General features: G+C 70.0%; 24 protein-coding genes. 15 read left to right on the top strand and 9 right to left on the bottom strand.

Going from position 1 to position 26,648, the window contains the following annotated elements:
* Window positions 1–30: 30 nt before the first annotated feature.
* Window positions 31–1,272: an erythromycin esterase family protein gene (locus OG207_RS10155; RefSeq protein ID WP_329097845.1), complete on the bottom strand. Its 1,242-nt coding sequence runs from the start codon at window positions 1,270–1,272 to the stop codon at window positions 31–33.
* 334 nt (window positions 1,273–1,606) lie between these two features.
* Here OG207_RS10155 and OG207_RS10150 point away from each other — a divergent pair, with 334 nt between their 5' ends.
* The 4 genes from OG207_RS10150 to OG207_RS10130 all read left to right on the top strand — a co-directional run bounded on the left by OG207_RS10150 (window position 1,607) and on the right by OG207_RS10130 (window position 7,335).
* Entirely contained in the window at window positions 1,607–2,722 is a 1,116-nt protein-coding gene (locus tag OG207_RS10150) for a winged helix DNA-binding domain-containing protein (protein ID WP_329097843.1), read from the top strand.
* Window positions 2,723–2,910: 188 nt separating this feature from the next.
* Window positions 2,911–4,602 carry an AMP-binding protein gene (locus OG207_RS10145; protein ID WP_443072701.1) on the top strand — a complete coding sequence of 564 codons (1,692 nt, stop codon included), beginning with the start codon at window positions 2,911–2,913 and terminating at the stop codon, window positions 4,600–4,602.
* A gap of 215 nt (window positions 4,603–4,817) precedes the next feature.
* Entirely contained in the window at window positions 4,818–6,599 is a 1,782-nt protein-coding gene (locus tag OG207_RS44050; RefSeq protein ID WP_443072700.1) for an ISL3 family transposase, read from the top strand.
* A gap of 97 nt (window positions 6,600–6,696) precedes the next feature.
* Window positions 6,697–7,335, top strand: a complete 639-nt coding sequence (locus OG207_RS10130; protein ID WP_329097841.1) for an HAD-IA family hydrolase — start codon at window positions 6,697–6,699, stop codon at window positions 7,333–7,335.
* 329 nt (window positions 7,336–7,664) lie between these two features.
* Here the strand turns inward: OG207_RS10130 and OG207_RS10120 are convergent, their stop codons facing one another.
* Entirely contained in the window at window positions 7,665–8,153 is a 489-nt protein-coding gene (locus tag OG207_RS10120; RefSeq protein WP_327382458.1) for a glutathione peroxidase, read from the bottom strand.
* A gap of 88 nt (window positions 8,154–8,241) precedes the next feature.
* Entirely contained in the window at window positions 8,242–9,051 is an 810-nt protein-coding gene (locus tag OG207_RS10115; RefSeq protein ID WP_329097839.1) for a hypothetical protein, read from the bottom strand.
* A gap of 267 nt (window positions 9,052–9,318) precedes the next feature.
* On the opposite strand from OG207_RS10115, the gene gcl reads away from it, so the two are divergent.
* Window positions 9,319–11,106, top strand: a complete 1,788-nt coding sequence (gcl, locus tag OG207_RS10110; protein ID WP_329097837.1) for a glyoxylate carboligase — start codon at window positions 9,319–9,321, stop codon at window positions 11,104–11,106.
* 94 nt (window positions 11,107–11,200) lie between these two features.
* On the opposite strand, the gene OG207_RS10105 is transcribed toward gcl, so the two are convergent.
* Complete coding sequence (locus OG207_RS10105) at window positions 11,201–12,316, bottom strand: SAM-dependent methyltransferase (protein WP_329097835.1); 1,116 nt, start codon at window positions 12,314–12,316, stop codon at window positions 11,201–11,203.
* Between the two features lie 160 nt (window positions 12,317–12,476).
* Here OG207_RS10105 and OG207_RS10100 point away from each other — a divergent pair, with 160 nt between their 5' ends.
* Together OG207_RS10100 and OG207_RS10095 are read left to right on the top strand one after the other, a co-directional pair.
* Window positions 12,477–13,982 carry an APC family permease gene (locus OG207_RS10100; RefSeq protein WP_329097833.1) on the top strand — a complete coding sequence of 502 codons (1,506 nt, stop codon included), beginning with the start codon at window positions 12,477–12,479 and terminating at the stop codon, window positions 13,980–13,982.
* A gap of 52 nt (window positions 13,983–14,034) precedes the next feature.
* A complete protein-coding gene (locus OG207_RS10095) occupies window positions 14,035–14,514 on the top strand; it encodes a hypothetical protein (RefSeq protein WP_329097831.1) in 480 nt (159 codons plus the stop codon).
* Between the two features lie 426 nt (window positions 14,515–14,940).
* Here the strand turns inward: OG207_RS10095 and OG207_RS10090 are convergent, their stop codons facing one another.
* The 3 genes from OG207_RS10090 to OG207_RS10080 form a co-directional block, all read right to left on the bottom strand.
* Complete coding sequence (locus OG207_RS10090) at window positions 14,941–16,398, bottom strand: catalase (RefSeq protein WP_329097829.1); 1,458 nt, start codon at window positions 16,396–16,398, stop codon at window positions 14,941–14,943.
* Between the two features lie 211 nt (window positions 16,399–16,609).
* Window positions 16,610–17,500 carry a 2-hydroxy-3-oxopropionate reductase gene (locus tag OG207_RS10085; RefSeq protein WP_329097827.1) on the bottom strand — a complete coding sequence of 297 codons (891 nt, stop codon included), beginning with the start codon at window positions 17,498–17,500 and terminating at the stop codon, window positions 16,610–16,612.
* Window positions 17,501–17,575: 75 nt separating this feature from the next.
* Window positions 17,576–18,409 (bottom strand): TIM barrel protein, encoded by an 834-nt coding sequence (locus tag OG207_RS10080; RefSeq protein WP_030008880.1) that lies wholly within the window; start codon window positions 18,407–18,409, stop codon window positions 17,576–17,578.
* 180 nt (window positions 18,410–18,589) lie between these two features.
* Here OG207_RS10080 and OG207_RS10075 point away from each other — a divergent pair, with 180 nt between their 5' ends.
* The 7 genes from OG207_RS10075 (at window position 18,590) to OG207_RS10045 (ending at window position 24,584) form a co-directional block, all read left to right on the top strand.
* Window positions 18,590–18,841, top strand: coding sequence for a thiamine-binding protein (locus OG207_RS10075; protein WP_329097824.1), 252 nt, complete (start codon window positions 18,590–18,592; stop codon window positions 18,839–18,841).
* Window positions 18,838–19,236 carry a helix-turn-helix domain-containing protein gene (locus OG207_RS10070; RefSeq protein WP_329097822.1) on the top strand — a complete coding sequence of 133 codons (399 nt, stop codon included), beginning with the start codon at window positions 18,838–18,840 and terminating at the stop codon, window positions 19,234–19,236. The genes OG207_RS10075 and OG207_RS10070 overlap by 4 nt, the downstream gene beginning before the upstream one ends.
* Window positions 19,237–19,390: 154 nt before the next feature.
* The gene (gene uraD / locus OG207_RS10065) at window positions 19,391–19,912 is read left to right on the top strand and encodes a 2-oxo-4-hydroxy-4-carboxy-5-ureidoimidazoline decarboxylase (RefSeq protein WP_329097821.1); all 522 of its coding nucleotides are present in this window, start codon (window positions 19,391–19,393) and stop codon (window positions 19,910–19,912) included.
* Between the two features lie 2 nt (window positions 19,913–19,914).
* Complete coding sequence (gene uraH, locus OG207_RS10060; RefSeq protein WP_327382449.1) at window positions 19,915–20,304, top strand: hydroxyisourate hydrolase; 390 nt, start codon at window positions 19,915–19,917, stop codon at window positions 20,302–20,304.
* A 1-nt stretch (window position 20,305) separates the two neighbouring features.
* Window positions 20,306–21,229, top strand: a complete 924-nt coding sequence (gene pucL / locus OG207_RS10055; protein ID WP_266606280.1) for a factor-independent urate hydroxylase — start codon at window positions 20,306–20,308, stop codon at window positions 21,227–21,229.
* A gap of 188 nt (window positions 21,230–21,417) precedes the next feature.
* Entirely contained in the window at window positions 21,418–22,821 is a 1,404-nt protein-coding gene (locus tag OG207_RS10050) for an 8-oxoguanine deaminase (protein WP_329097818.1), read from the top strand.
* 365 nt (window positions 22,822–23,186) lie between these two features.
* Window positions 23,187–24,584 carry a nucleobase:cation symporter-2 family protein gene (locus OG207_RS10045; RefSeq protein ID WP_329097816.1) on the top strand — a complete coding sequence of 466 codons (1,398 nt, stop codon included), beginning with the start codon at window positions 23,187–23,189 and terminating at the stop codon, window positions 24,582–24,584.
* 87 nt (window positions 24,585–24,671) lie between these two features.
* Here OG207_RS10045 and OG207_RS10040 read toward each other — a convergent pair whose 3' ends face one another.
* Window positions 24,672–25,643: an MTH938/NDUFAF3 family protein gene (locus OG207_RS10040; protein ID WP_329097814.1), complete on the bottom strand. Its 972-nt coding sequence runs from the start codon at window positions 25,641–25,643 to the stop codon at window positions 24,672–24,674.
* Between the two features lie 129 nt (window positions 25,644–25,772).
* Between OG207_RS10040 and OG207_RS10035 the strand changes: the two genes are divergently transcribed.
* Window positions 25,773–26,165, top strand: coding sequence for a VOC family protein (locus OG207_RS10035; protein WP_329097812.1), 393 nt, complete (start codon window positions 25,773–25,775; stop codon window positions 26,163–26,165).
* On the opposite strand, the gene OG207_RS10030 is transcribed toward OG207_RS10035, so the two are convergent.
* Window positions 26,143–26,619 (bottom strand): SRPBCC family protein, encoded by a 477-nt coding sequence (locus tag OG207_RS10030; protein ID WP_329097810.1) that lies wholly within the window; start codon window positions 26,617–26,619, stop codon window positions 26,143–26,145. The genes OG207_RS10035 and OG207_RS10030 overlap by 23 nt on opposite strands.
* Window positions 26,620–26,648: the final 29 nt, after the last annotated feature.

Raw genomic sequence — 26,648 nt, 5'->3', positions numbered from 1 at the left:
GCGTGCTCGACCTGTGGCCCTGAAGGAGCTTCAGTCCTCCGCCGCGGGCAGCACGTGGGAGCAGGTCGAGCGTGCTACGAACGCGATGCCGTCGTAGTCCTCGGCCGGAACGAGCGGGGCCGTGTTCAAGCGGTAGAGGAACCGCGGGACGTTGGCGCCGAAGCTGCGCTGTGCGTGCGGGGCGTGCAGCCAGGGCGCGGCGCCGGCAGGGGAATCCGCGGCGCGAAGGTCCGCGTAGTAGTCGCCGGGCAAGGCGTGCGCGAGCCGGGCCTCCAGGGAGCGGAAGCCGGTGCCGATGCGGTGGCGTACCGGCCGGCCCTGGTAATCGTTGCCGCGGCGGGCCAGGAAGGAGCCCTTGCCGAAGAGGAGGGCCAGCGCGTAGTAGGCGTCGCCGTACCGTTCGCGGAGTCTGCTACCGAGGGCCGGCACCTGTTCTCCGTACGTGCCCTTAGCGATGTGCCCGTTGTGTGCCCAGACCATGATGCGCGCCTCGGGGTCGTCGTCCACGAGCCGTGCGACGGCCTCGGCCATATAGCGGTCACGCACGGCGTACACGCCGTCCTCGCCGACCGAGGCTTCGAGGGGGCGGGTCACCAGGTCGGCGGCGCGGACCAGGATCCGCGCGTGCTCCAGGGCCTCGTCGGCGTCGTGGCCGGGACCCGACTGCTCGGCGTGGTCCGCGACGAGGCGGGCGATCTCCTCGGCGCGCCGCATCAGGGCCTGGTCCGGGTCCGGAAGCGAGGCCGGGCGGGCCCGGGCCAGTACGTCCAAGGCGCGGACGTGCCCGGCTCGATCGGGCGCCGTCCGGGACAGGAAGGCGGCGACGCCCTCGACCGAGTCGGCGCAGAGCTGGGGGTCCGTTCCCACGAAGCGGGTCCGGCGCTCTTCGGGCAGGTCGCGGTTGTGGGCGCGCAGCCACTCGACGAGGTCGACCATCTCGCGGGTGCGCCAGGTCCAGAAGCCCAGCCGGGCGACCAGCCGTTCGGGGTCGCCCGTGCCGTACCGCACGTACGCGTCGAGCGCGCGGGCGGCGGACTGGCTGGCCTCCATGGCGAGGGTGGTGAACCCCTCCTCACGGACCAGGAACTCCACGATGCGGTGCTTCAGCCGGAAGAACTCACTCGTGCCGTGGGTGGATTCGCCCAAACCGACGATCCGTGTCCCCCGCAGGGCCTCGCCCAGCGGTTTGAGGTCCGCCACCGGCGCACCGGGAGCCAGGGTGTTCAAGCGGTCGGCGTGCTCGTTCAGCCATCGGGCCATGTCGTCGGGCACCGTGTTGCCTCTTCTCCCCGCGTGCGGCAGGGCGGCACGTGGGCGCGCTCCGGCCTGTCGTAGCCGTTCATGGGTCAGTTCATCGCCTCCCGGCAGGCCGCGACGATCTCCTGGAGGTCCCGGACGGCGTCCGGTCGACCCTGCTCGGAATACACTCCCGCGACGTTGACGACAACTTCGTTTGCCCGCGCCCGACCGTATTCGGTCAGCTGTGCGGCGATGTTTCCGGGCGGCCGGAACCGACCCGACCCGGCCGTGCCCTGCGCCACCGCGGGTCGGCTTTCGAGCGGGGTTGCGGACGGAAGCTGTCCGCAAGGGGGGCTACTTTGCTGCCATGGCTTCCAGGACGACACACCCCGTACTCAGCACCCGCGCTCTGAACCGTGCCACGCTCGCACGCCAACTGCTGCTGAGCCGTGCCGAGATGTCCGCGGGGGACGCAGTCGCGCACCTGCTCGGGCTGCAGGCGCAGAACGTGAAGCCGCCCTACTTCCAGTTGCACGCCCGGCTCGCCGGCTTCCGGCCCGCCGAGCTGGCCGGGCTCATGGAGTCCCGCGAGGTCGTCCGGATGGTCACCATGCGGTCGACGATCCACACGCACACCGCCCACGACGCCCTGGCCCTGAGGCCCCTCGTCCAGCCCGCCCGCGACCGCGAGGTCACCTACTTCCGCAAGGGGCTCGCGGGGGTGGATCTGGACCGGCTCGCGCAGCGCGCCCGCGCCTTCGTCGAGAGCGAGCCGCGCACCATGGGCGAGATCCGCGAGGAACTGCTCAAGGAATGGCCCGACGCCGACCCGCAGTCCCTGTCCGTCGCCGCCCGCTGCCGGCTGCCGCTGGTCCAGGTCACCCCCCGTGGGGTGTGGGGGCGCAGCGGCCGGGTCCGGCTCACCACCGTCGAGACCTGGCTCGGGAAGCCCGCCGGTGCGGCGCAGCCCGTGGACGAGGTCGTGCTGCGCTACCTCGCAGCCTTCGGGCCCGCCTCCGTCAAGGACATGCAGACCTGGGCCGGACTGACCCGGCTGCGCGAAGCCTTCGAGCGGCTGCGCCCGGGCCTCCTCGTCTTCCAGGACGAGAACGGCGCGGAGCTCTTCGACCTCCCGGACGGCCCCCGCCCCGACGCGGACGCCCCGGCCCCGCCCCGCTTCCTCCCGGAGTTCGACAACCTGCTGCTCTCGCACGCCGACCGCGCCCGCGTGGTCGCCCCCGAGATCAAGGGACGCACGTGGACCGGGAACCAGGCCCACTGCACCCTGCTCGTGGACGGATTCCTCGCCGGCTTGTGGAAGCTGGAAGGGCAGGCGCTCACCGTCGAGCTGTTCCACCCGGTCCCGAAGGCGGCGAAGGAGGAGATCGTCGCCGAAGGGGAGTTGATGGTGGAAGGGATGGCGGACGGGATGGCGGACGGGGGTGGTGGTGCGGCCGTACGCTTCGGGGCGATCAACCCCTGACGGGCGCCCCCCGAAGGGTCCGGGCCGATCCGGGCCGATCCGGGCCGGTTCCGCGCGATCCCGGGCGGTTCGGGCCGGTCCGGGCCGGTCCCGCGAGGTCCCGGGCGCTCCCGCGCGCTCCCGGGCGGTCAACTCACGGCTGACGCCGCACTGGTGGTCCGTACACCGAAGGCGGCACGATGCCGGTCATGACGACCGAGAGCACACAGGACGACGCCACCGCCCGTTTTCTGGCCGCCCGGGACTTCCTGCAGGAACGCCGCGGCGACTACGAGGCCGCCCGCGCCGGATTCACCTGGCCCCGCCCCCACCGCTTCAACTGGGCCCTGGACTGGTTCGACCACATCGCCGCCGGGAACGACGCCGACGCCCTGCGCATCGTCGAGGAGGACGGCACCAGCCGGGGCCTCACCTTCGCGGAGCTCGCCGTACGGTCGGGCGCCGCCGCCAACTGGCTCCGCGAGCAGGGAGTAGCGCCCGGCGACCGGATCCTGGTCATGCTCGGCAACCAGCGCGAGCTGTGGGAGGTGATGCTCGGCGCGATGAAGCTGCGCGCCGTCGTCATCCCGGCCACCCCGCTGCTCGGCCCGGCCGACCTGCGCGACCGGGTCGAACGCGGCCGGGTGCGCCACGTCATCGCGCGCGCCGAGGACACGGCCAAGTTCGACGAGGTGCCGGGCGGTTACACCCGGATCGCCGTCGGGGACCAGGTCCCCGACGGCTGGCTGGAGCTGGCGGACACGGCAGCCGCCGACGGCGATTTCACGCCGGACGGCGAGACCCTCGCCACCGACCCGCTCATGCTCTACTTCACCTCCGGCACCACCGACCGCCCCAAGCTCGTCGAGCACACGCACGCCTCGTACCCCATCGGGCACCTCTCCACCATGTACTGGCTCGGGCTGCGCCCCGGCGACGTGCACCTCAACATCGCCTCGCCCGGCTGGGCCAAGCACGCCTGGTCCAACCTCTTCGCGCCGTGGAACGCCGGAGCGACCGTCTTCGTCCACAACTACACCCGCTTCGACGCCGAGCGACTGATGGCCGAGATGGACCGGCACGGCGTGACCACGTTCTGTGCCCCGCCCACCGTGTGGCGGATGCTGATCCAGTCCGACCTCACCAAGCTGGCCAGGCCCCCGCGCGAGGCCGTCGCCGCCGGGGAACCGCTGAACCCGGAGGTCATCGAGCGGGTCCGCGCCGCCTGGGGCGTCACCATCCGCGACGGCTTCGGCCAGACCGAGACCACCCTCCAGGTCGGGAACTTCCCCGGGGTGCCCGTCAAGCCCGGCTCCATGGGCCGGCCCGCCCCCGGCTACGAGATCGTCCTGCTGGACCCGGTCACCGGCAAGGAGTCCCCCGACGAGGGGGAGCTCTGCGTGGACCTGCGCACCCGGCCGGCCGGGGTGACGACCGGCTACCGCGACGATCCGCAGCGCACGGCCGAGGCCGTGGCGGACGGTCTCTACCGCACCGGTGACATCGCCGCGCGCGACGCCGACGGGTACCTCACCTACGTCGGGCGCTCCGACGACGTGTTCAAGGCCTCTGACTACAAGATCAGCCCGTTCGAGCTGGAGAGCGCCCTGCTGGAACACGAGGCGGTGGCCGAGGCCGCCGTCGTTCCGGCCCCGGACGCGCTGCGGCTCGCGGTCCCGAAGGCGTACGTCACCCTCGCGGGCGGCTGGGAGCCCGGGCCGGAGACCGCCCGGGTGCTGTTCGAGCACTCCCGCGCGGTGCTGTCCCCGTACAAGCGGATCCGCCGCATCGAGTTCGCCGAGCTCCCGAAGACCGTGTCCGGCAAGATCCGCCGGGTGGAGCTGCGGGAGCTCACCGCGGCCGGGTCGGCGGGGGAGTACGACGAGGCCGACCTGGCCTGAGCGCAGGGCGTCCGGGGCGTACGGGCTGCTGCGCGCGCCGCAGCGCAGCGCGCCGGGGAGCCGCGCAGCAGCCCCTACGGAGTGTCCGGGGGCCCCTGTGCGCTCAAAACGCGGTTCTGGCACAGATCTTGGGGAGTCGTCGCGGAGCGTTACCCCGTTGTTCGATTGCGAGGAGACGGGTTCGCGTGAGACCGCGTACGCCTTGTCTTCCGACGATGAGAGATGACGCTCCATCAGGTGTCTGCCTGTCGCTGCTGCGGTCGGTTGTGGGCGTGATGGTGCTGGTCATGCTGACCGATGCACCGTTCTGGGACTCGATGGTGTTCGAGGGGATCGACGATGTGGATGTCGAGGCGGTTACGACCGCGTTCGGCACGGTCGAGGTGGTGGCGAGAGGCCGCGCCGCCGGGGCTGCATGTCCGGACTGCGGCCGCTTCTCGGACCGAGTCCACGACCGTTACCAGCGCAGGCTGAAGGACCTTCCGCTCGCTGAACAGGGCTTCGTGATCCGGCTGACGGTTCGGCGCTTCATCTGCGGAGCGGCGGACTGCCCGCGCCGGACGTTCGCCGAGCCGTTCTCCGGGCTGGCCGCCCCACATGCACGGTCCACCAAAAGGCTCAACCGCGCCCTGGAGCGAGTAGGGCTCGCGCTGGCCGGGCGGGCCGGCGCACGGCTGGCTGCCCAGTTGGGCTTCGGCGCGGGAAGAATGACCTTGTTACGCAGGGTCAGGGCATTGCCCGATCCACGGTTCAGCACGCCACGTGTGCTGGGCGTGGACGACTTCGCGATCCGTCGCGGCCAGACCTACTCCACCGTCTTGACCAGCGTCGAAGACCATCGTGTGGTCGACGTGCTCCCGACGCGCGAGGCCGGGCCGCTGGCCGCGTGGCTGATCCGTCACCCAGGCGTTGAGATCATCTGCCGGGACCGGGCGGGCGCCTACGCTGAGGGTGCCCGCCGCGGTGCCCCCGACGCTCTGCAGGTTGCAGACCGGTTCCATCTGTGGCAGGGCCTCGGCCGAGCCGTGGAGACCTGTGTCGCTGCCCATCGCGACTGCCTGCGCGACCCGTTGCCCAGCGGCATGTTGCCGGAGGCCACCGGACTGACTTCCGGCCGACCGCAGGACGACCAGGCGCCCGTCGGCCGGCGGGCTGAGCGCAAGAAGGCCGCGCACGCCCTGGTCCACGAGCTCCTTGCCCAAGGTCACTCACGCCGGGCGATCGCCCGGCACCTGGGCTGGGGCCTCAACACCGTGCTCCGGTACGCGAATGCCGCACGTTGGCAGGACACCATTCGCGAGAACCGGGCCCGGCCCAGCAGACTGGACCCCTACAAGCCCTACCTGGAGCGGCGATTCGCCGAGGGATGCACCAGCGTCACCCGACTGCACGGCGAGCTGGTGGCCGAGCAAGCTCCCGTCACCTACGGCATGGTCCGCGCGCACATCGCCACATTGCGCGGGGCTCCGTCCGCCGCACCGCCGCGGACACCGACGGTGCGACAGGTGACCGGCTGGCTCACCCGTCACCCCACGACCCTGACCGACGAAGACCACGCCGGTCTGAAGGATGTCCTGGCCCGCTGCCCCGAACTGGACAAGGCCGCCGGACATGTCCGCGACTTCGGCGAGATGAACCCGCCGCCTCGGCTCCACGCTCCTTGCCTGGATCGACGCAGTCGACGCCAGCCAGCTGCCCGGCCTCACTGGCTTCGCGCTTCACCTGCTCCGGGATCTCGACGCTGTGATAGCCGGGCTCACCCTGGACTGGAGCTCGGGCAGCATCGAGGGCGCCGTGAACCGCATCAAGAAGATCAAAAGGCAGCTCTATGGCCGAGCCGGCTTCGAACTACTCCGCAAGATGATCCTGCTCCAGTGACGCTCAGGGACGGCTCTCCAAGCCCTGTGACAGACCAAGCTTTTGAAGGCACCTGCTCATTCAGGCGAGTCGGGTCGGCGGCTTGCGACAGGACTGTCACAGCTCCGAAGATCGCTTGACCTCGCCCCAGAGGGAGAGACGACAGTGTCTGAGTCGATCACATGAGCGGGCGGTCTGCGCTCGCTGGTCAGACCAGGACGAAGAGGGGGAGTTTGCGTGACCGCGACCTGCGTCATTCTCGACATCGGCGGCGTGCTGGAGATCACGCCGGAAACGGGATGGGTGCAACGGTGGGAAGAGCAGCTGAAGCTGCCTCTGGGCACTGTCCATGAACGGATGCACGACGTGTGGCGGGCTGGGAGCGTTGGGAGCATCAGCGAGCGAGAGGTGCACGAGCAGGTGGCGGCCCGTTTGGGTCTCGACGCCCCTCAGGTTGAAGCCTTCATGGCTGATCTGTGGGCGGAGTATCTAGGGACGCCGAACGAGGAGCTGATCGACTATGTGCGAGGGCTGCGCGGAAGGTGCAGGCTGGGCATCCTGAGCAACAGCTTCGTCGGCGCCCGGGAGCGGGAGACGACGCTGTACCACTTCGACGAACTGGTGGAGCAGATCGTCTACTCGCACGAGATCGGTGTTGAGAAGCCCGACCTGCGGGCCTTCGAGGCAGCATGCGCCAGCTTGGACGTGCGGCCGGAAAACTGCCTGTTCATCGATGATGTCGCAATCAACGTTGCGGCCGCCCAGGCGGCGGGCATGCAGGCGCATCTGTTCGAGGACAACGCCCGGACCGTCACGCGCATCGCAGCTCATCTGAATGCCGGGCCCTTGACCCCAGAACGGGTCCCGCTCGGATGACGTCGGCCTGGCCGGTCTTCAGCGGTGCCGGCCAGGCGTTGAAGCAGTTGATCAGCGCCCCTGCGTGTTCGGCTCGGGCGCGGGTGCTGTCGAGGCGGCAGGCGTCGGTGCCCGCTTCGATGACGGTTCCGTTGAAGGCGAGGCGGCCGATGATGGCCGCGCAGAGACGGGGACCGGTGAAGGTGTCCAACCAATCGGGCTGGCGGGGTTCGTGATCATCCCTAATAAATCGAACGCCACCGTCACCCTCCGCGACCGCTCCCCAAGGTCTGTGCCAGAACCCAAAACCCGGGTACTACGTGGGTACTACCCGGGTACCCACGCGCGTACTACGCCGGCAGGTGCGCCTCGATCGCGGCGATGACCTCGGGGGCCTCCGGCTCGGTGCGCGGGCGGAAACGCGCCACGACCTCGCCGGCGGGGGAGATCAGGAACTTCTCGAAGTTCCACTGGATGTCCCCGGCCTCGCCGTCCGCGTCCGGGGTCTTCACCAGCTCCGCGTAGAGGGGGTGCCGGTTCTCGCCGTTGACCTCGGACTTCTCCAGGATCGGGAAGGTGACGCCGAAGCCGGCCGAGCAGAAGGTCTGGATGTCCTCGGCGTTGCCGGGCTCCTGCTCGCCGAACTGGTTGCAGGGCACGCCGATGACCGTGAAGCCCTTCTCCTCGTACGCGAACTGCAGGCGGGCCAGTCCCGAGTACTGGGGGGTGAGCCCGCACTGGGAGGCGGTGTTCACCAGGAGGATCGCCTTGCCCTTGTGGGCGGCGAGGCTGGTGGGCTCGTCGGACAGCGTGGTCAGCGGGATGTCGTACAGGCTCATCGGGCTCTCCTGGGCAGGAAGTAGGCAATGCCCACGAGCTTAGGGGGTAGCTCCTCGATCCTGCCGGGGACACCCGTTCCCGGAGGGCCTACGCGTCCGGGCCGACCAGCGCGTCCGCCGGGTCGTTGACCGGTTGTGGCATGCCGGTCAGGTCCATGACGAAAAGTGGTATGCCGAGATCGTCCGCGCGGGCCCGGGCCTCCGCCGTGTATCCCGCGAGTGCGAAGTAGACGCTGGTCGCGGAGGCCGTGAGTCCGTTCAGCCAGACGCACTCCACCGCCCGCAGCCCGGCCGGCGCCGTGGTCGGGTCCACCTGGGCGACCAGGCCCGGAGCCCGCAGGTCCACGGTCGCCGCCGGGATCGGGCGCCCGTCGGGCTGCCGTACGTCCCGGAATCCGAGCCAGCGCAGGTACAGCGCGGCCGTGGCCACCGCGTCGCGGGCCGTACGGATGGTCACCGGCCGGAACGCGGGCCGCGGCACCGGCGCGCTCGGCGGCGACGGGATGTGCGCCGGGCGCCGGCCCGTGCCTCCGCCCGTGCCTCCGCCCGCGGGCCCGCCCGCTGGTCCGCCGGGATCCGGTCGGGCGGCCTCCGGAGGCGACCCCGCCGGATCCGCCGGGGTCCCCGCCGCCTCCAGCGGGTGGACCGCGATGAGCACCACCGTCCCGCACGAGCCGCAGCCCAGTTCGGGATGCGGCCACTCGCTCTCCCGTCCGCACGTCGTGCAGCGCACCGTCACCCAGGTGTCCGACCAGGTCCGATGGGTCAGCGGGACCGGCGGCGCCGCCAGGTCCAGCGGGGGATGGACCGGACTTCCGCAGGCACAGGGGAAGACCGGGGCGGTGTAGCCGTTCTCGCGCAGGCACGCCGGGCAGCGCACCGGTACCGCTTCCGCCATGAGACCTGGACCCCCTCCGTCGCTGTGCGTAGGTCCATGCTCCACCACCGGCGACCGCCGGGGGGAGGCCGCACGCCTTTTCCGGGGGATTCCCGCCGGCGCATCGGTGATTTGTACAAGTCGCCGACCGAGATGCGGCTTTTGGTGGTTTCCGAGGTCCCCCACCGCCTTGACGTCGCTGGAGTCGCCACTTAGTTTGTTCCGTATAGCAAAACAAAACTTCCGGATTACGGAAAAGCCTGACCGTCAGACCCGCAGGAGAACCCGATGCCCCGTATGACAGCCGCCGCCGCTGCAGTGGAGATCCTCAAGCTCGAGGGTGTCGAACAAGCGTTCGGTGTTCCCGGTGCCGCGATCAACCCGTTCTACCGAGAGCTCAAGAACGTGGGCGGCATCGCGCACACCCTGGCCCGCCACGTCGAGGGCGCGTCGCACATGGCCGAGGGCTACACCCGCGCCAAGGCGGGCAACATCGGTGTCTGCATCGGTACGTCGGGCCCGGCCGGCACCGACATGATCACCGGCCTGTACTCGGCGATCGCGGACTCGATCCCGATCCTGTGCATCACCGGTCAGGCCCCGGTCTCCAAGCTCCACAAGGAGGACTTCCAGGCCGTCGACATCGCCTCGATCGCGAAGCCGGTCACCAAGAAGGCCACGACCGTCCTGGAGGCCGCGCAGGTCCCCGGCGTGTTCCAGGAGGCCTTCCACCTGATGCGCTCCGGCCGTCCGGGCCCGGTCCTCATCGACCTCCCGATCGACGTCCAGCTCACCGAGATCGAGTTCGACCCGGCCACCTACGCGCCGCTGCCGGTCTACAAGCCGCAGGCCACCCGCGCCCAGGCCGCCAAGGCCCTGCAGTTCCTGCTGGAGTCCGAGCGCCCGCTGATCGTCGCCGGTGGCGGCATCATCAACGCCGACGCCTCCGACCTGCTGGTCGAGTTCGCCGAGCTGGTGAACGTCCCCGTCATCTCCACCCTGATGGGCTGGGGCACCATCCCGGACGACCACGAGCTGGCCGCCGGCATGGTCGGTGTCCAGACCGCGCACCGCTACGGCAACGCGACGTTCCTGGACTCGGACTTCGTCCTCGGCATCGGCAACCGCTGGGCCAACCGTCACACCGGTTACAACCTGGACGCCTACACCAAGGGCCGCACGTTCGTCCACGTCGACATCGAGCCCACCCAGCTCGGCAGGATCTTCGCCCCGGACTTCGGCATCGCCTCCGACGCCAAGGCCGCGCTGGAGCTCTTCATCGAGATCGCCAAGGAGCTCAAGGCCGAGGGGAAGCTGCCGGACTTCTCCGCCTGGGCCGCCTCGGCGCAGGACCGCAAGGCGACCCTGCAGCGCCGTACGCACTTCGACGACATCCCGCTGAAGCCGCAGCGCGTCTACGAGGAGATGAACAAGGCGTTCGGTCCCGAGACCCGCTACGTCACGACCATCGGCCTGTCCCAGATCGCGGCGGCGCAGTTCCTGCACGTCTACCGCCCGCGCAACTGGATCAACTGCGGCCAGGCCGGCCCGCTCGGCTGGACCATCCCGGCCGCCATCGGCGCCGCCACCGCGGAGCCGGAGACCCCGATCGTCGCGCTGTCCGGCGACTACGACTTCCAGTTCATGATCGAGGAGCTGGCGGTCGCCGCCCAGCACAAGGTCCCGTACGTCCACGTCCTCGTGAACAACGCCTACCTGGGTCTGATCCGTCAGGCGCAGGGCAACCTCGGCATCAACTTCGAGGTCAACCTCGAGTTCGAGAACATCAACACCCCCGAGCTGGGCGTCTACGGCGTCGACCACGTCAAGGTCGCCGAGGGCCTCGGCGTCAAGGCCATCCGCGTCACCGACCCGGACAAGCTGGGCGAGGCCTTCGAGGAGGCCAAGAAGCTGGCCCAGGAGTTCCAGGTCCCGGTCGTCGTCGAGGCCATCCTGGAGCGCATCACCAACATCGCGATGAGCAAGACGGTCGACATGAGCGACGTCACCGAGTTCGAAGAGCTCGCGACCGAGCCGGGCCACGCTCCGACCGCGATCAAGGCGCTGCAGGTCTGATCCGAGCCAGCAGCACGACGACGGCCCCCGTCCCTCCTTCCGGAGGGGCGGGGGCCGTTCGCTTCACCCCTACGGGGAACGGGGCGCGGGTCCCTCAGGGCGCCTCCCGAGACCGGGCGGGTACGGGCGCGGGGACGGGAACGGCCCTCAGCGTCACGGGGCCGTCCGCCCCGGCGACGACGAACTTCACCGACCCCGCCGGTTCCCGCGCGTGCTCCGGCACCTCGACGACCTCGTACGCCGTGGCGAACGGCGTGTGCCGCAGCTCGTCGGAAGTGAGGAGGGCGCCGCCGCCGTCGAGGGGCCCGCCGGTGACGTCCTCGGCGACCTCGGCCACCAGGCCCGCGCCGATCACCGCAGGGTCCGGCACGTACACGTAGCGGCCCGGGGGCCGCACGGACGGCTCGGGCAGACCGCGCGCGGTGAGCGAGGCACCGGCGGGCAGCACGGTGGCCTTGCGCACGGTGACTGGTGCGGGCTCGTGGTGCAGGCCGAACCACAGGACCAGCTCCTGGACGGCCCCGGCGTAGGAGATCCACTCGGCCTCGGCGGCCCGGCCGAGGCCCGGCAGGGCCCCGCGCGGGAGGTCGGGCACGAGCCGGATCCAACCGAGGCCGGTCTCGCGTACCCGCTCCAGCGCCCAGGAGAGCGGCAGATCGTACGACTCGGGGTCATGGCGCCCGTCCGGCCCGGGACGCCGCACCAGGTCGATGAAGACGGCCTCGCCCTGGCTGCCGAACCGGGTGGCGTCCTCGCACTGGGGGAAGAACATCCCGTCGTTCACCACCGGCGCGTTGGCCGCGGCGATCTCCACGGTCAGCGGATCGGCGTCGAAGGCCGTCGTGTGGTGCGACCAGCTGAGCACGAGGGCGTCGGCGCTGCTGCCCAGGCATATCGCCTCGATCAGCACCACGCCCACCTCGTCCAGGACGCGGTGCAGCTTGTAGTCGGACACGGTCAGGTGGGAGGAGAGCTCGACGAGGTCGGGGGTGAAGTACATCTGCGGGGCGAACTCCCCGAACTTCGCGGCGGCCAGCCCGCGCAACCGCACCTGCTCCTCGGCCGCCGCCACCAACGCGGCGGGCCGGCCCTGTCGCACGGCGGCCGTCGCCGCGGACTCCGGCCCACCCTCCGGGCCGGCCTCTTGCAGGGCCGCCAACAGGCTCTGGCCCTCGTCCGTCAGCAGCGTCCGGAAGGTTTGAAGATCCATCTGGCCATTCAACCAGCGCCCACCGGCCCCGTGAGGCGCGTCCGTTCGGGGCTCCGCCGCGAGCGTCGCCCGCCAGCCGCCGGGGTGGAGCGGCCCGGCGCAGGACACTGAGCGGGCCCCGCAGCCTCTGCGAAGGGCCGGTGGAGAGTGAGGTGGCCGGGTGGCGCGGGTTTCGGCGGGCGGGCAGGGTGAGCAGGGCGGCAGCCGTGACGGCGCCCGCAGCGGTGGGGGCGGTGACGGTGCGGGCGTCGAGCTCGGGGGCTACCGGCAGGAGCTGAAGCGCACGCTGGGCTCCTTCCAGGTGTTCGCGATCTCGTTCGCCTTCATCTCGGTGGCGGTCGGCGTCTTCGGGACCTACGACGAAGTGCTCCGAACCGCGGGGCCGGTGGGGATCTGGCTCTGGCTGATCGCCGCGGTGGGGCAGACCTTGGTGGCGCTGGTGGTCGCCCAGTTCGCGGCTCGCATTCCGCTCAGCGGCTCCTCCTACCAGTGGGCCTCCCGGTTGGCCAACACGAGAATCGGCTGGTGGTTCGGCTGGCTGACCTTCTGCTACCTGGCGATCGCCGTGCTGGCGATCGACAACGCGCTGGCGAGCCAGGCGTTCATGCCCCTCGTCGGCATCGCCGAGAACGAGGACACCGCGCGCATGATCACGTTGGCGGTGCTGATCGTCCAGGCCGTCGTCGCCATCGCCTCGACGCGTCTGGTCAGCTGGATCAACTCGGCTGCGGTGGGGCTGGAAGTGGCGCTCGTCGTGGTGGTGGCGATCGCCCTCTTCGTCGCCGTGGCCGTCACGGGTGACGGTTCGACGGGCAACCTCACCTCGCGCGGGGTCGCCGCGCACGCGCCCGACTACTTCGCGGTCGGCGGCGGGCTGATGCTGGCGATGATCATGGGCCTCGCCACCCTCGTGGGCTTCGACTCCGCCGCGAACCTGGCCGAGGAGGCCAAGGACCCCCACCGCAGCGTCCCGCGCGCGATCGTGGGGTCGGTCGTCGCCGCTGGAATCCTGGGCATGCTCTTCCTGATCGCGCTCACCGTCTCGATCGAGGACGTCCCGCGGATCAGCGCCGACGGGTCGCCGGTCGCGGCGATCATGCGCGAGAACCTGGGCCCGGCCGCCGAGAAGGTGCTGCTGGTCGCGATCTCGTTCGCGTTCTTCGGCGCCGGGATCGTGGTGATGGTCTCCTGCTCGCGGCTCGTCTACGCGATGTCGCGCGACGCACGCTTCCCCGGGCACCGGTTGCTGCGGCGGGTGAACCCCCGTACGCAGACACCGGTCCCGGCGACCCTGCTGATCCTCGCGCTCGGGTTCGTCCTGATGGTGGCGCTGCCCGGTGCGGCGCTGCTGGAGCTGATCACGGCGTCGACGATCCTGCCTGCCCTCATCTACGGGGCCACGATCGTGCTCTACCTGGCCGTACGCCGCCGCCTGGGCCGCCGGGAGGGCGCCTTCGACCTCGGACGCCTCGAACTGCCGGTCGCGGTCTGCGCGCTGGTCTGGACGCTGCTCGCGCTGTTCGTGCTCGTGACCCCGCGGGAGGCGCTGGTCCCCGTCGTGGTGGTGGGCGGCCTGCTGGTCCTGGGAGGGCTGTTCTTTCTTGGGACGCTGCTGTTCGACCGCGAGGCGCTGGACACCGAACGCGGTGCCGACACCGACTGGTAGGGGAGCGGCCCGTCACCCGTGCGAAGCTGACCGCGCCTGATGAGGGGGAGACATGACCGAATTCGGATATCCGCGCGCCAGCGACCAGGTCCTCGCCGTCCGGAGCGAGCTGGCCGACCAGGTCGTCCTGGCACTGCGCACCGCGGGCCTGCCCGCCTTCCGCGAGGACGGCCCCGACGGCCCCGACGGCCCGGACGGGTCGGACGGGGCGGGTGCGGTGGTCATGGTCGATGCCGACGCCGAGACGGGCTCGGCGGCCGTCTCCGTGGGATGGAGGTGCGGCCCCGGCGTGGCCCAGGCCGCCCTGGACGCCCTCGTCGCGGGAAGCCCCGGTGACGCACCGGCCGTCCGCCGGCCCGGAACGATCGCACTCCACATGCAGGGTGCGCTGATCGGGCTCCTGCTGTCGGCGGGGTTCCTCGCGACGCCGGAACACGACCTCATGAATCCGGACCTCGTCCTGGTGTTCGGCCGGACGTCCGACCTGCCGCCCGCACTGCGGCCTGCGTTCGTGCCGCCGGGAAGCCCGTAGCGGGCCGGCACGACCGGGCCGGCACGACCGGGCCGGCACGACAAAGCGCCGAGTCACGGGACCGTCCGTGACTCGGCGCTCTGGTTGGTTACCGCCCGACGGTGCGAGGCTGGCGCGACAGGACGTTCGCACCGCCGGGCGGAGTGTGTGGGGAGGTGGGTACCTCCGCGTGCAGGGGGCTCTGTGCGCGGCCCCCGTACGAAGAGGTGTGGCTGGGACCGTGGCGGGCGGGCGACGAGAACTCCGGCACCGTCTCCCTCAGGTCAAGAGACGGGCCTCGGAACCCATTACCACCGCACTGGCTCGCACGCCCGCCACGGTCCTCGTCCTGCCCTCACCGCGCACCACCCCTCATCCGGGTCCACGGGTCGGGCTCAGCACCCGGGGCCTGACCTCCCGTCAGGCCCCCGGTACATCCATATCCGCTCAGGCGTCGCGCAGGGCGCGGACGGCCTCCTCGAGGCGCTTGCCGTAGTCGGCGTCGGCGGCGTGGAAGTGAGCCAGGTTCTTCTCGATGACGTCCTCCAGGGTGACCTGGGACAGACCGCCGGCGATGTTCGCCACCAGACGCTGCTTCTCGGCCTCCGACATCAGGCGGTAGAGCTCACCGGCCTGGAAGAAGTCGTCGTCCTTGGTGTGGGCCGGGGCCTCGTGGGTGCCCGTGTAGCCGGAGACGGCCTTCGGAGCGCCCAACGCCAGACCGGTCTCGGCCGGACCCCGGTACGAGTTGGGCTCGTAGTTCTTGTCGTGGCGCGAGCCGTTGCGCAGCGCCATGACGCCGTCGCGGCCGTAGTTGTCGGCCTTCGTCGCCTTCGGGGCGTTGACCGGCAGCACGGTGTGGTTCACGCCGAGGCGGTAGCGCTGGGCGTCGGCGTACGCGAAGAGGCGGCCCTGGAGCATCTTGTCCGGCGAGGCGGTGATGCCCGGGACGAAGTTGTTCGGGGAGAAGGCGGACTGCTCGACCTCGGCGAAGACGTTGTCCGGGTTGCGGTCGAGGACCAGACGGCCCACGCGCTGCAGCGGGTAGTCGGCGTGCGGCCACACCTTGGTGAGGTCGAACGGGTTGAATCGGTAGTCCGCGGCCTCGGCGGCCGGCATGATCTGCACGTACAGGGTCCACGAGGGGTTCACACCGCGCTCGATGGCCTGCAGCAGGTCGGTCTGGTGCGAGTTCGCGTCCTTGCCGACGAGCTCGGCGGCCTGCTCGCCCGAGAGGCTGCGGATGCCCTGGTTCGTCTTGAAGTGGTACTTGACGAAGAAGGCCTCGCCCTGCTCGTTCGTCCACTGGTACGTGTGGGAGCCGTAGCCGTTCATGTGACGGTACGACGCCGGGATGCCGCGGTCGCCCATGAGCCAGGTGATCTGGTGCGTCGCCTCGGGGGCGTGCGCCCAGAAGTCCCAGACGTTGTCCGGCTCCTGCTTGCCCGTGAAGGGGTCGCGCTTCTGGGAGTGGATGAAGTCGGGGAACTTGATCGGGTCCTTGATGAAGAACACCGGGGTGTTGTTGCCGACGAGGTCGTAGTTGCCCTCTTCGGTGTAGAACTTGAGCGCGAAGCCGCGCGGGTCGCGGACCGCGTCCGCGCCGCCGAGGGAGTCGGCGACGGTGGAGAACCGCAGGAAGGTCTCGGTCTTCTTGCCGACCGTGTTCAGGAACGCGGCGCTGGTGTACGCGGTGACGTCGTCGGTCACCTCGAAGTAGCCGTACGCGGCCGAGCCGCGGGCGTGCACCACGCGCTCCGGGATGCGCTCGCGGTTGAAGCGGGCGAGCTTCTCCAGGAGCTGCTGGTCCTGGACCAGCAGCGGGCCACCGACGCCGGCGGTGGCGGAGTTCTGATTGTCGGCGACCGGGGCGCCGGACTCGGTCGTCAGCGTGCGCTTCGACATGGTGACCTTCCGTACGGGGTAACTGCTGACGGAAAGCGTCTTCCGTCATGCGGAACAGCCTAATTTCGGCGAGAACTAAACGTCAACAGTTTGTTGAACGAAGTTGAAGGGTGAGTGGTGATCCGGACGGCGCCGGCGCTTGGGCGCGACAGGACAGGTGTCAGCACCGGCGCCATCCGGAGACTCGGGCCCCCCGCGAGAGGGGGAGTGCTCAGATCTGAGCGCCGGAGAGGCGCTCGACGGCACGGAGCAGGGCCGAGTGGTCGAGGCCGCCGTCACCCTGGGCGCGCAGGGAGGCGACCAGCTGGGCGACGACCGCACCGACGGGCAGGGCCGCACCGACGTTGCGGGCGGCGTCGGTGACGATGCCCATGTCCTTGTGGTGCAGGTCGATCCGGAAGCCGGGCTTGAAGTCGCGGTTCAGGAAGTTGTCCTTCTTGCGGGTCAGGACCGTGGAGCCGGCCAGACCGCCGTTGAGGACGTCCAGGGCGGCCTGGAGGTTCACGCCGGACTTCTCGAGGAAGACGACGGCCTCGGCGCACGCCTGGATGTTCACCGCGACGATGAGCTGGTTGGCGGCCTTCACGGTCTGGCCGGAGCCGTGCGGACCGCACAGGACGATGACCTTGCCGAGGGCTTCGAGGATCGGCAGGGCCTCGTCGAAGTCGGCCTGCTCGCCACCCACCATGATCGACAGGACGGCCTCGATGGCGCCGGCCTCGCCGCCGGACACCGGCGCGTCGATGACGCGGATGCCCTTGGCGGCGGCGTTCTTCGCGAGGTCGATCGAGGTCTGCGGGGTGATCGACGACATGTCGATGATCAGCGCGCCGGACTTCGCGTTCTCCAGGATGCCGTTCTCGCCGTAGGAGATGGCCTCGACCTGCGGGGAGGCGGGCACCATGGTGATGATGACGTCGGCGTCCGCCACGGCCGCGGCGATCGAGCCGGCCGCGGTGCCGCCGGCGGCGGCCAGGCGGTCCAGCTTGTCCTGCTCCAGGGTGAAGCCGGTGACCGAGTAGCCGGCCTTCAGGAGGTTCTCGGCCATGGGGGAGCCCATGATTCCGAGGCCGATCCAGGCAATCTTGGGGAGGTTGCTCATGATGAGGGTCCTTCTCTTAATGCTTCGTACGAAAAGTGCGTGAGGTGCCTGGCTGATCGCCCGGACTTGGTCCGCCTACTTCGCGGCGCGGGCCTCGGCCGGCAGCCATGCGAAGGAAGCGGCAGCGTCGGCGGCCTTGTACTCCAGGCCTACGTAGCCCTCGTATCCGGCCTTCTTTAGCTGGTCGAGCAGCTCCTCGAGGGGCAGCTCGCCGGTGCCGGGGGCACCGCGGCCGGGCTTGTCCGCGATCTGGACGTGCCCGGTCTTGGCGGCGTACTTTTCGATGACCTCGGAGAGGTCCTCATCGTTCATCGCCAGGTGGTACAGGTCGAGCAGGAACTTGGCGTTGCCGAGGCCGGTGGCCTCGTTCACCTTGTCCACGACCTCGATGCCGGCCGGCGCGCTCACCAGGGGGTAGAGCGGCGACTCGGGCTTGTTGAGGGTCTCGATCAGGAGGATCGCGCCGACGCGGTCCGCGGCCCGGGCCGCCACGACCAGGTTCTCCAGGGCGAGCTCGTCCTGGACGGCCGGCTCCACGCCTTCGACGCGGTTGCCGTAGAGGGCGTTCAGCGCCTTGCAGCCGACCGAGGCCGCGAAGTCCGCGGCCACGTTGATGTTGGCGTTGAAGCGCTCCGACTCCGCACCGGGCACCGACACCGCGCCGCGGTCCGGGCCCGGCAGCTGGCCGGCGTAGAAGTTCAGTCCCACCAGCTGGGTGCCGGCGTCCTCAAGAGCCTTCTTGAGGGCGTCGAGCTCCTCCTGTGCGGGGGTGGGGGTTTCGATCCAGGGCCACCACAGCTCGACCGCCGTGAAGCCCGCCGCGGCGGCGGCCGCGGGGCGCTCCAGGAGCGGGAGTTCCGTGAAGAGGATCGACAGGTTCACATCGAAGCGCTGGTCCGTGTATCCCATGAGGGGTGTGCGCTCCTTCCGTATTGCGGAAGTTATTTTCTGCTTGATGGAAGACTGCATGGGGTTCTGCGTCGATGTCAAGTGCGGACTCCCGAAGGATCGCCCCCGCCCGTCGGCCGACCACCACCCCTCGAGGAGGCGCTGTCGCGCAGCCCCTTGCTGCCCGGGTAGCTTGACGACGTGCGATTGAGAGTGGAGTTCACGACCGAGCCCTTCGATCTGGAAGAGGCTCCTGCCCATGCCGTGGCGGCCCGCGAGGTCATCCAGAAGGCCCAGCTGGACGCGGTGGACGTCGGCCCGTTCGGCAACACCGCCGAGGGTGGGGCCGACCGGGTGCTGGCCGCGGTGGGAGCGCTGCTGCGCGAGTCCCTGGAAGCCGGCGCCACGCGCGTCTCGCTCCAGGTCAACGTGATCGGGGAGGACGTGTCGTGACCGAGCCCCGCGACCATCCCTTCGTCACCGCGGTCAAGCCGCTGGTGGACGCCATGGGCGGCGAGCTGATGGACCCCGCCCTGGCGCAGCCCGACGACGTCGTGCTCACCTGGGAGGGTCAGGACCTGCTGGCCGTGCGCCTGCCGCAGCTCTCGGACTCGCTGGACCGCATCCTGGCCGCCCTGGAGCGCCGGTACGGCGTGCCGTTGGCGCAGCTCGACCGGAAGTCCAAGCAGGACGTCGTGCGGATACTGGAGGCGCGGGGCGCCTTCTCCGTGCGGCACGGCGTGGAAACGGTCGCGGGCGCCCTGGGCGTCAGTCGCTTCACCGTCTACAACTACTTGAACAGGGACTCCAGCACCCCGAAGGGCGGCGGCAAGACCAGCCAGGAGTGAACGTCACCTGACTCGCGGTGACCGGCCGCCGCCCAATTCACCCGGGCGGCGGCTTTTGTGTACGGGAAGTTTCAACAAAGTGTTGACGCCGTGTTGTCGAGGGCGTTAGCTATGCGCAGCCCGTCAAAGCAACAACAGGCCACGGAGGCCTACCGTGACTTCGAGTCCGACCCCGGGTCTCACCCGGTTCAACACCTTGGACGACGGCGCGGCCACGGCCGAGCTGCACGAGGTGTGCGCCAGTTCGGCGTGGGGGAGCAAGATGCTCGCCCAGCGCCCCTTCGCCACCGCAGAGTCCCTGTTCGCCGCGAACGAAGCCGCCATGGCGGAGCTCACCGCGGACGACCTGGGCGAAGCGATGGGAGGCCACGCGCCGATCGGCCGGCCGAAGCCGGGGGACCCGACCTCCGCCCGCGAGCAGCGCGGCATGGCCGGTGCCTCGGAGGAGCTCAAGAACGAGCTCCTCGAACTGAACCTGGCCTACCAGGACAAGTTCGGCCACGTCTTCCTCATCTGCGCCACCGGTGCGACCGGTGAGTTCATGCGCGACGCGGTCAAGGTCCGGATCGACAACTCGCCGGAGCAGGAGCGGGAGATCGCCCGCGGCGAGCTCGTCAAGATCAACAAGATCCGCCTCACCCGCCTCGTCGAACGCGCAGAAGCAGAAGGAGCGTGACCATGAGCACCGAGACCACTGCGTCGGTGTCCACGCACATCCTGGACACCAGCATCGGCAAGCCCGCCGAGGGCGTCGCCATCTCCCTGTCGGCCCGTACGGGTCTGCACGGCGAGTGGGCGGCCCTGGGCGGCTCCGCCACGGATGCGGACGGGCGCTGCAAGGACCTGCCGGCGCTGCCGGAGGGCACCACACACGTGCGTCTCGATTTCGAGACCGAGACGTACTTCGAGAAGAAGCAAGCCGAGGCGCAGCAGGACGCCCCCCGCGTAAGGGACAGCGGTGCGTTCTTCCCCGAGGTCACCATCACCTTTGCGGTGAACCCGGGCGAGCACTACCACGTACCGCTGCTGCTCAACCCGTTCGGCTACTCCGTTTACCGAGGGAGCTAGCATGGCCACGATTCTGGGCCAGAACCAGTACGGCAAAGCAGAGAACCGCGTCGTCAAGATCACGCGGGACGGCGACACGCACCACATCAAGGACCTGAACGTCTCGGTCGCCCTCTCCGGCGACATGGACGACGTCCACTACTCCGGCTCGAACGCCAACTGCCTTCCGACCGACACCACCAAGAACACGGTGTACGCGTTCGCCAAGGAGTACGGCATCGAGTCCGCCGAGCAGTTCGGCATCCACCTGGCGCGCTGGTTCGTCACCAGCCAGGAGCCGATCAAGCGCGCGCGCATCCGGATCGAGGAGTACGCCTGGGACCGGATCGCCACCTCGGACGCCAACTCCAAGTTCATCGGCTCCGACGAGGTGAACCACTCCTTCGTCCGCCAGGGCGTGGAGACCCGCGTCACCCAGATCACGTACGACGGTACGAACTGGGAGGTCATCTCCGGCCTCAAGGACCTCGTCGTCATGAACTCCACGAACTCCGAGTTCTGGGGGTACGTGAAGGACAAGTACACGACGCTGAAGGAGGCCTACGACCGCATCCTGGCCACCCAGGTGTCGGCCCGCTGGCGCTTCAACTGGTCGGACGACGAGCAGCGGATGCCCAACTGGGAGAAGTCCTACGCCGAGGTCCGCAAGCACATGCTGCAGGCCTTCGCGGAGACCTACTCCCTGTCGCTGCAGCAGACCCTGTACCAGATGGGTTCGCGCATCATCAACCACCGTTCGGAGATCGACGAGGTCCGCTTCTCGCTCCCGAACAAGCACCACTTCCTCGTCGACCTCGAGCCCTTCGGCCTCAAGAACGACAACGAGGTGTACTTCGCCGCGGACCGTCCGTACGGTCTGATCGAGGCCACTGTTCTCCGGGACGGCGTCGACGCCCGCATCCCCGTGGACATGACTAACCTCTGACGCGGCACGCGCGTCCCGGGGCTCCGCAGTGGCCCCGGGACCGCGCGACACTCCGAGCCTCCTGAATCGGCACCCGGTGCATCACACGGGGCGGCAGTACTGTCAGCTGTCAAGGCCCCCGGCTCCGGCACTCAAATCTCCTGGGCCTTGCCGTGCCCGCACCGCCACTGAAAGCACGAGGAAGTCCCATGGCAGCATCGGCAGCCCATGACAGCGCGGTCGAGCGCATCGTCATCGAGAACTGTGCGATCGCGACCGTCGACGCGAACGACACCGAGTACGCCTCGGGTCACATCGTCATCGCCGGCAACCGGATCGAGTCCATCGGCGCGGGCAAGGCCCCCGAGAACCTCGACAACGTGGTCCGCCGCATCGACGGCACCGGGCACCTCGTGACCCCCGGTCTGGTCAACACCCACCACCACTTCTACCAGTGGATCACGCGTGGTCTGGCCACCGACCACAACCTCTTCAACTGGCTGGTCGCGCTGTACCCCACGTGGGCGCGCATCGACGAGCAGATGACGTACACGGCCGCGCAGGGCTCCCTCGCCGCGATGGCCAAGGGCGGCGTCACCACCGCGATGGACCACCACTACGTCTTCCCCAAGGGCTCCGGCGACCTGTCCGGCTCGATCATCCGCGCCGCGTCCGAGATGGGCGTCCGCTTCACCCTCGCCCGCGGCTCGATGGACCGCAGCGAGAAGGACGGCGGCCTGCCGCCGGACCACGCCGTCGAGACCCTCGAGGGCGCGCTCGCCGACACCGAGGCGACCGTCAAGAAGTTCCACGACGCCTCCTTCGACTCGATGACCCAGGTCGCCGTCGCCCCCTGCTCCCCCTTCTCGGTCTCCACCGAGCTGCTGAAGCAGGGCGCCGAGCTGGCCCGTCGCCTGGGCGTGCGCATGCACACGCACGGCTCCGAGACCGTCGAGGAAGAGAAGTTCTGCCACGAGCTCTTCGGCATGGGCCCGACCGACTACTTCGAGTCGACCGGCTGGCTCGGCGAGGACGTGTGGATGGCGCACAGCGTCCACATGAACGACTCCGACATCGCCGCGTTCGCCCGCACCAAGACCGGTGTCGCGCACTGCCCGTCCTCCAACGCCCGGCTGGCCGCCGGCATCGCCCGCGTCCCGGACATGCTGGCCGCCGGTGTCCCGGTCGGCCTCGGCGTGGACGGCACCGCCTCCAACGAGTCCGGTGAGCTGCACACCGAGCTGCGCAACGCGCTACTGATCAACCGACTGAACCCGGTCCACCGCGAGCGCGCCCTGAACGCGCGCCAGGCCCTGCGCCTCGGTACGTACGGGGGCGCCCAGGTCCTCGGCCGTGCCGACAACATCGGTTCGCTGGAAGTCGGCAAGTGCGCCGACCTGGTCCTGTGGAACCTGAACACCTTCCTGCACTCCTCGATCGCCGACCCGGTCACCGCGCTGGTCTTCGGCGCGGCGGCCCCGGTCACCGCGTCGTTCGTAAACGGCAAGCAGATCGTTGAGAACAACCGGCTGCTCTTCGCCGACGAGGACGCCATCGCGGTGTCCACGCGGGAAGAGGCCCAGCGCCTCGCGCGGATCTCCGCGCAGGCCTGATCCCACGGAGTCCGGCCGGGGGGGACGGCCCCCGGCCGGCGGCCGCGGACCCGAGCGGGGTCCGTGGGCAGCCGTTCCCGGGTAGCGCCTGAGGAGATCCGCAGGCGCCCCGGGGGCGGTGACTCGTGCAACCAGCGCGCACCGCGCCGCTGCCGCGGCACCTCCGGCTCACGTTCGGATCCGGCTCCTGCCGGCTCCCGAGCTGGGCCGCAGCGCGGAACCGATGATCGGGCGAATCGTTTCCGCACCCCTTGGGGCAAGTAGTCGCACCACCACAACCGAACAAAGGCTCGACTCGCACCGCTTTCGCACCACCTCCAAGACACCACGCCCCCGCCGGCGTGTTCAACCGAACGGAGGAAGCCGTGGCCCAGGCGCCCAGGTTTCGCAAAGATGCAGATGCAGTCGCAGTACCGGAGGAGAAGCATCCGGTCGATGAGACCCTGCCTCCGCTGAAGATGTTCACGAGCGGTCTCCAGCACGTGGCCGCCATGTACGCGGGTGTCGTGGCCCCGCCCATGATCGTGGGCCCGGCCGTCGGGCTTTCCGCCACCGAGACGGCCTTCCTGATGGGCGCCTCGCTCTTCACCGCAGGCCTCGCCACCCTCCTCCAGACTCTCGGGTTCTGGAAGATCGGCGCCAAACTCCCCTTCGTCAACGGCGTTTCCTTCGCCGGCGTGACCCCGATGATCGCGATCGGCAAGGGGGAGGGGGACAACGCCGTCCCCGTCATCTTCGGCGCCATCATCGTCGCCGGGGCCATCGGCTTCTTCGCCGCCCCCTACTTCGGCAAACTCGTCCGCTTCTTCCCGCCGGTCGTGACCGGTACGGTCATCACCCTCATCGGCGTCTCGCTCCTGCCCGTCGCCTTCAACTGGTCACAGGGCGGGAACCGCACCGCCACCGACTACGGCTCCGTGCAGAACATCGGCATGGCCGCCGCCACCCTGGTCATCGTCCTGCTGATGCGCAAGTTCCTGCGCGGCTTCCTCCAGCAGATATCCATCCTCCTCGGCCTGGTCGCCGGCACCCTCATCGCCCTCCCGCTCGGCATGACCAGCTTCGACGCCGTCAAGAACGCCTCGGTGGTCGGCTTCCCGACCCCCTTCCACTTCGGCGCCCCGCAGTTCCAGGTCGCCGCCATCGTCTCGATGTGCATCGTCATGCTGGTCTGCATGACCGAGTCCACCGCCGACATCCTGGCCCTGGGCAAGATCGTGGGCCGTCCGGCGGACGCGAAGACCATCGAGGGCGGGCTGCGCGCCGACACCCTCGGCAGTGCGATCAGCCCGCTGTTCAACGGGTTCATGTGCAGCGCCTTCGCCCAGAACATCGGGCTGGTCGCCATGACCAAGGTGCGCAGCCGCTTCGTCGTCGCCGCGGGCGGCGGGATCCTCATCCTGCTCGGCCTGTGCCCGATGGCGGCCTCCGTCATCGGCGTGGTCCCGCTGCCGGTCCTCGGCGGCGCCGGCATCGTCCTCTTCGGCTCGGTCGCGGCCAGCGGCATCCAGACCCTGGCCGGGGCGGCCATGGAGAAGGGCGAGAACGCCCTGATCGTCGCCGCCTCCGTGGGCATCGGCCTGATCCCGATCGCCGCGCCGGACTTCTACCACGCCTTCCCGAAGGACCTGCTGGTCGTCCTCGACTCCGGCATCAGCACCGGGTGCGTGGTGGCCATCCTGCTCAACCTGGCCTTCAACCACCTCGGCGCCAGGAAGGGCGCGGCCTCGGGGGCCGCGGCCGACCCGGTACCCGTGCACTGACACCCGGCCCCCGCCGGACGCACACGGCGGCGGCGCGCACGCCACCCACTGCGGGTGTGGCGTGCGCGCCGCCGCCGCGCGCCCCGCTCAGCAGGTCGAGTGGAAGAGGCCGCCGACCCGGCCGTCCCGGGCCAGCCGGTTGTAGATCTCCACGGCTCCGGTCGTCTCCGCCACGTGCACCTCGACCCCGGCCGCCCGGAGCACCTCCAGCGTCTGCGGTACGACCCCGAGGCGCTCCTCCATGCCCCGGCTGAGCACGACCGCCGTCACCCCGAGGTCGAGGAACTCGCGGACCTCGCCCGGCTGGATGCCGGGATCGTGCCGCGTACCGTGCTCGGACCAGTCCCAGGGGCGGCCACCGCCCGGATACAGCTTGAAGTCCTTGGCGGGGGCGAGCCTTTCGGCCTCGATGCGGCCCCACGAGAGGTGGGTGATGAGGGGGGACCGGTCGGCGGCCGGGGCGGGCACCGGGGGAGGAGCCCACAGCATCAAGTTGCTCATCAGCTCGGCCTGTTCGATCGCGTCGTCCAGGGCGTGGTGCGTGTGGCGGCGGCGCGACAGCAGTTCGCGCGGCATCCGGCCCTTCACCGCGGCCCGCAGCGGCACCCGCGCCTTCGTGGCGTAGAGGGTCTTCATGTCCAAGCAACCGGAGTGGCCGAAGGGGCTGTCCCCGCCGAACCGGATCAGGTACCAGTACAGGAAGGTCCAGTCGAAGGACGCCGGATAGCCGCACATCACCGGCTGGGCCCCCGCGGACACCTCCCGCACCCAGGCGCGGAACTCGGCCATGGCCGCTGCCGGATCGGCGCCCTCCCGCACCAGGCGGTCGCGGTCCAGCCCGCTCACGGCCAGCGCCTCGGGCACGAACTCCTCGCTGATGGGCCGCAACTCCCGGTAGAAGGTGAGGCGTTCCGGATCGGCGGCCGTATACGAGGCACCGTCCTGGCGGCCCGCGACCGAAGCTCCGAAGCTGATCATCGAATACGGTCCGGGGATGGGTCCGTCGGCCTCGATGTCGACGGAGATGTACAGACTGGGACGTGCGCTACGGGCTGCCATGCGCCCGAGCATGCCAGCCCCCCCTCGCGTCGATCACCCCGATTTCCGGGGCGCCGGCCTGCGGAATCGACGCCCGGCCGGACCGGGAGGACCATGGGAAGCGGGGAGCCCCGGACCGAAGGAACCGGCATGTTCGAAAACAGCAGGGCATTCAGCGGATTCGCGGTCGACGACCTGGAGCGGGCCGAGGAGTTCTACGGGACGACCCTCGGCCTGAGCGTCTCCCGGGACGAGGACATGGGCCTGCTCCGCCTCGACCTCGCGGGCGGCACCACGATCATGGTCTACCCGAAGGAGGACCACCGGCCCGCGACCTACACGATCCTGAACTTCCCCGTGGACGACGTCGAACGGGCCGTGGACAAGCTCACCGCGCGCGGCGTCGCGTTCGAGCGCTACGAGGGCTTCGAGGCGGACGCCAAGGGCATCGTGCACGGCGAGGACGGCACGCCCACCATCGCCTGGTTCAAGGACCCGGCGGGCAACATCCTGTCGGTGCTCACGGCCGCCCCCGACCGGTGATCGGCGTGACCTGCGCGTCGGCGTGCTCGCGGACCGCGATCCTGGCGAGCTTCGTCAGCATCATGCCGTTGCGGATGGCGACGATGTAGTCCACGGGGAGCCCGTGCATCCGGGTGCCGGGTCCCCGCAGGGGGTGCCAGTCGAGGGTGAAGAGGGTGTTCTCGCCCCAGGGCGCCAGGTGCATGGCGATGCGCGCCGCCCCGAAGGGTTCCGCCCGCGCTTCCAGCTCCAGGCGGCGCTGCGGTTCGCACCGGCGCACGACGCAGGTGTCGTCGAGGGTGAGGGGGCCGGAGCCGACCCGGACCTTCAGCCGGGCCCCCACGTCCGGCCAGTGCGGATCCGCGGCGAGGACCTGCTGGGTTCCCGTGACCCATTCGCCGTAGCGGTGGCCGTCGGACAGCAGCCGCCAGACCTCGGACGGCGTGCTCAGGATCAGGCGGCGGTTGCGGGCCACGCCGATCACGCTCCTTCCGGATGCGGCGC

Origin of the sequence: Streptomyces sp. NBC_01439, from assembly GCF_036227605.1 — a bacterium.
GTDB lineage: Bacteria > Actinomycetota > Actinomycetes > Streptomycetales > Streptomycetaceae > Streptomyces.
Note: the sequence above shows the minus strand (reverse complement) of the source record. Positions and strands in the feature narration are given on the sequence as shown.

Bases quoted from the DNA above. Each gene is read 5' to 3' on its own strand.
- OG207_RS10150 (WP_329097843.1), top strand. From the start codon at position 1,607: ATGGCTTCCAGGACGACACACCCCGTACTCAGCACCCGCGCTCTGAAC.
- OG207_RS10145 (WP_443072701.1), top strand. From the start codon at position 2,911: ATGACGACCGAGAGCACACAGGACGACGCCACCGCCCGTTTTCTGGCC.
- OG207_RS44050 (WP_443072700.1), top strand. From the start codon at position 4,818: ATGAGAGATGACGCTCCATCAGGTGTCTGCCTGTCGCTGCTGCGGTCG.
- OG207_RS10120 (WP_327382458.1), bottom strand. From the start codon at position 8,153: ATGAGCCTGTACGACATCCCGCTGACCACGCTGTCCGACGAGCCCACC.
- OG207_RS10115 (WP_329097839.1), bottom strand. From the start codon at position 9,051: ATGGCGGAAGCGGTACCGGTGCGCTGCCCGGCGTGCCTGCGCGAGAAC.
- gcl (WP_329097837.1), top strand. From the start codon at position 9,319: ATGCCCCGTATGACAGCCGCCGCCGCTGCAGTGGAGATCCTCAAGCTC.
- OG207_RS10105 (WP_329097835.1), bottom strand. From the start codon at position 12,316: ATGGATCTTCAAACCTTCCGGACGCTGCTGACGGACGAGGGCCAGAGC.
- OG207_RS10095 (WP_329097831.1), top strand. From the start codon at position 14,035: ATGACCGAATTCGGATATCCGCGCGCCAGCGACCAGGTCCTCGCCGTC.
- OG207_RS10090 (WP_329097829.1), bottom strand. From the start codon at position 16,398: ATGTCGAAGCGCACGCTGACGACCGAGTCCGGCGCCCCGGTCGCCGAC.
- OG207_RS10085 (WP_329097827.1), bottom strand. From the start codon at position 17,500: ATGAGCAACCTCCCCAAGATTGCCTGGATCGGCCTCGGAATCATGGGC.
- OG207_RS10080 (WP_030008880.1), bottom strand. From the start codon at position 18,409: ATGGGATACACGGACCAGCGCTTCGATGTGAACCTGTCGATCCTCTTC.
- uraH (WP_327382449.1), top strand. From the start codon at position 19,915: ATGAGCACCGAGACCACTGCGTCGGTGTCCACGCACATCCTGGACACC.
- pucL (WP_266606280.1), top strand. From the start codon at position 20,306: ATGGCCACGATTCTGGGCCAGAACCAGTACGGCAAAGCAGAGAACCGC.
- OG207_RS10050 (WP_329097818.1), top strand. From the start codon at position 21,418: ATGGCAGCATCGGCAGCCCATGACAGCGCGGTCGAGCGCATCGTCATC.
- OG207_RS10040 (WP_329097814.1), bottom strand. From the start codon at position 25,643: ATGGCAGCCCGTAGCGCACGTCCCAGTCTGTACATCTCCGTCGACATC.
- OG207_RS10035 (WP_329097812.1), top strand. From the start codon at position 25,773: ATGTTCGAAAACAGCAGGGCATTCAGCGGATTCGCGGTCGACGACCTG.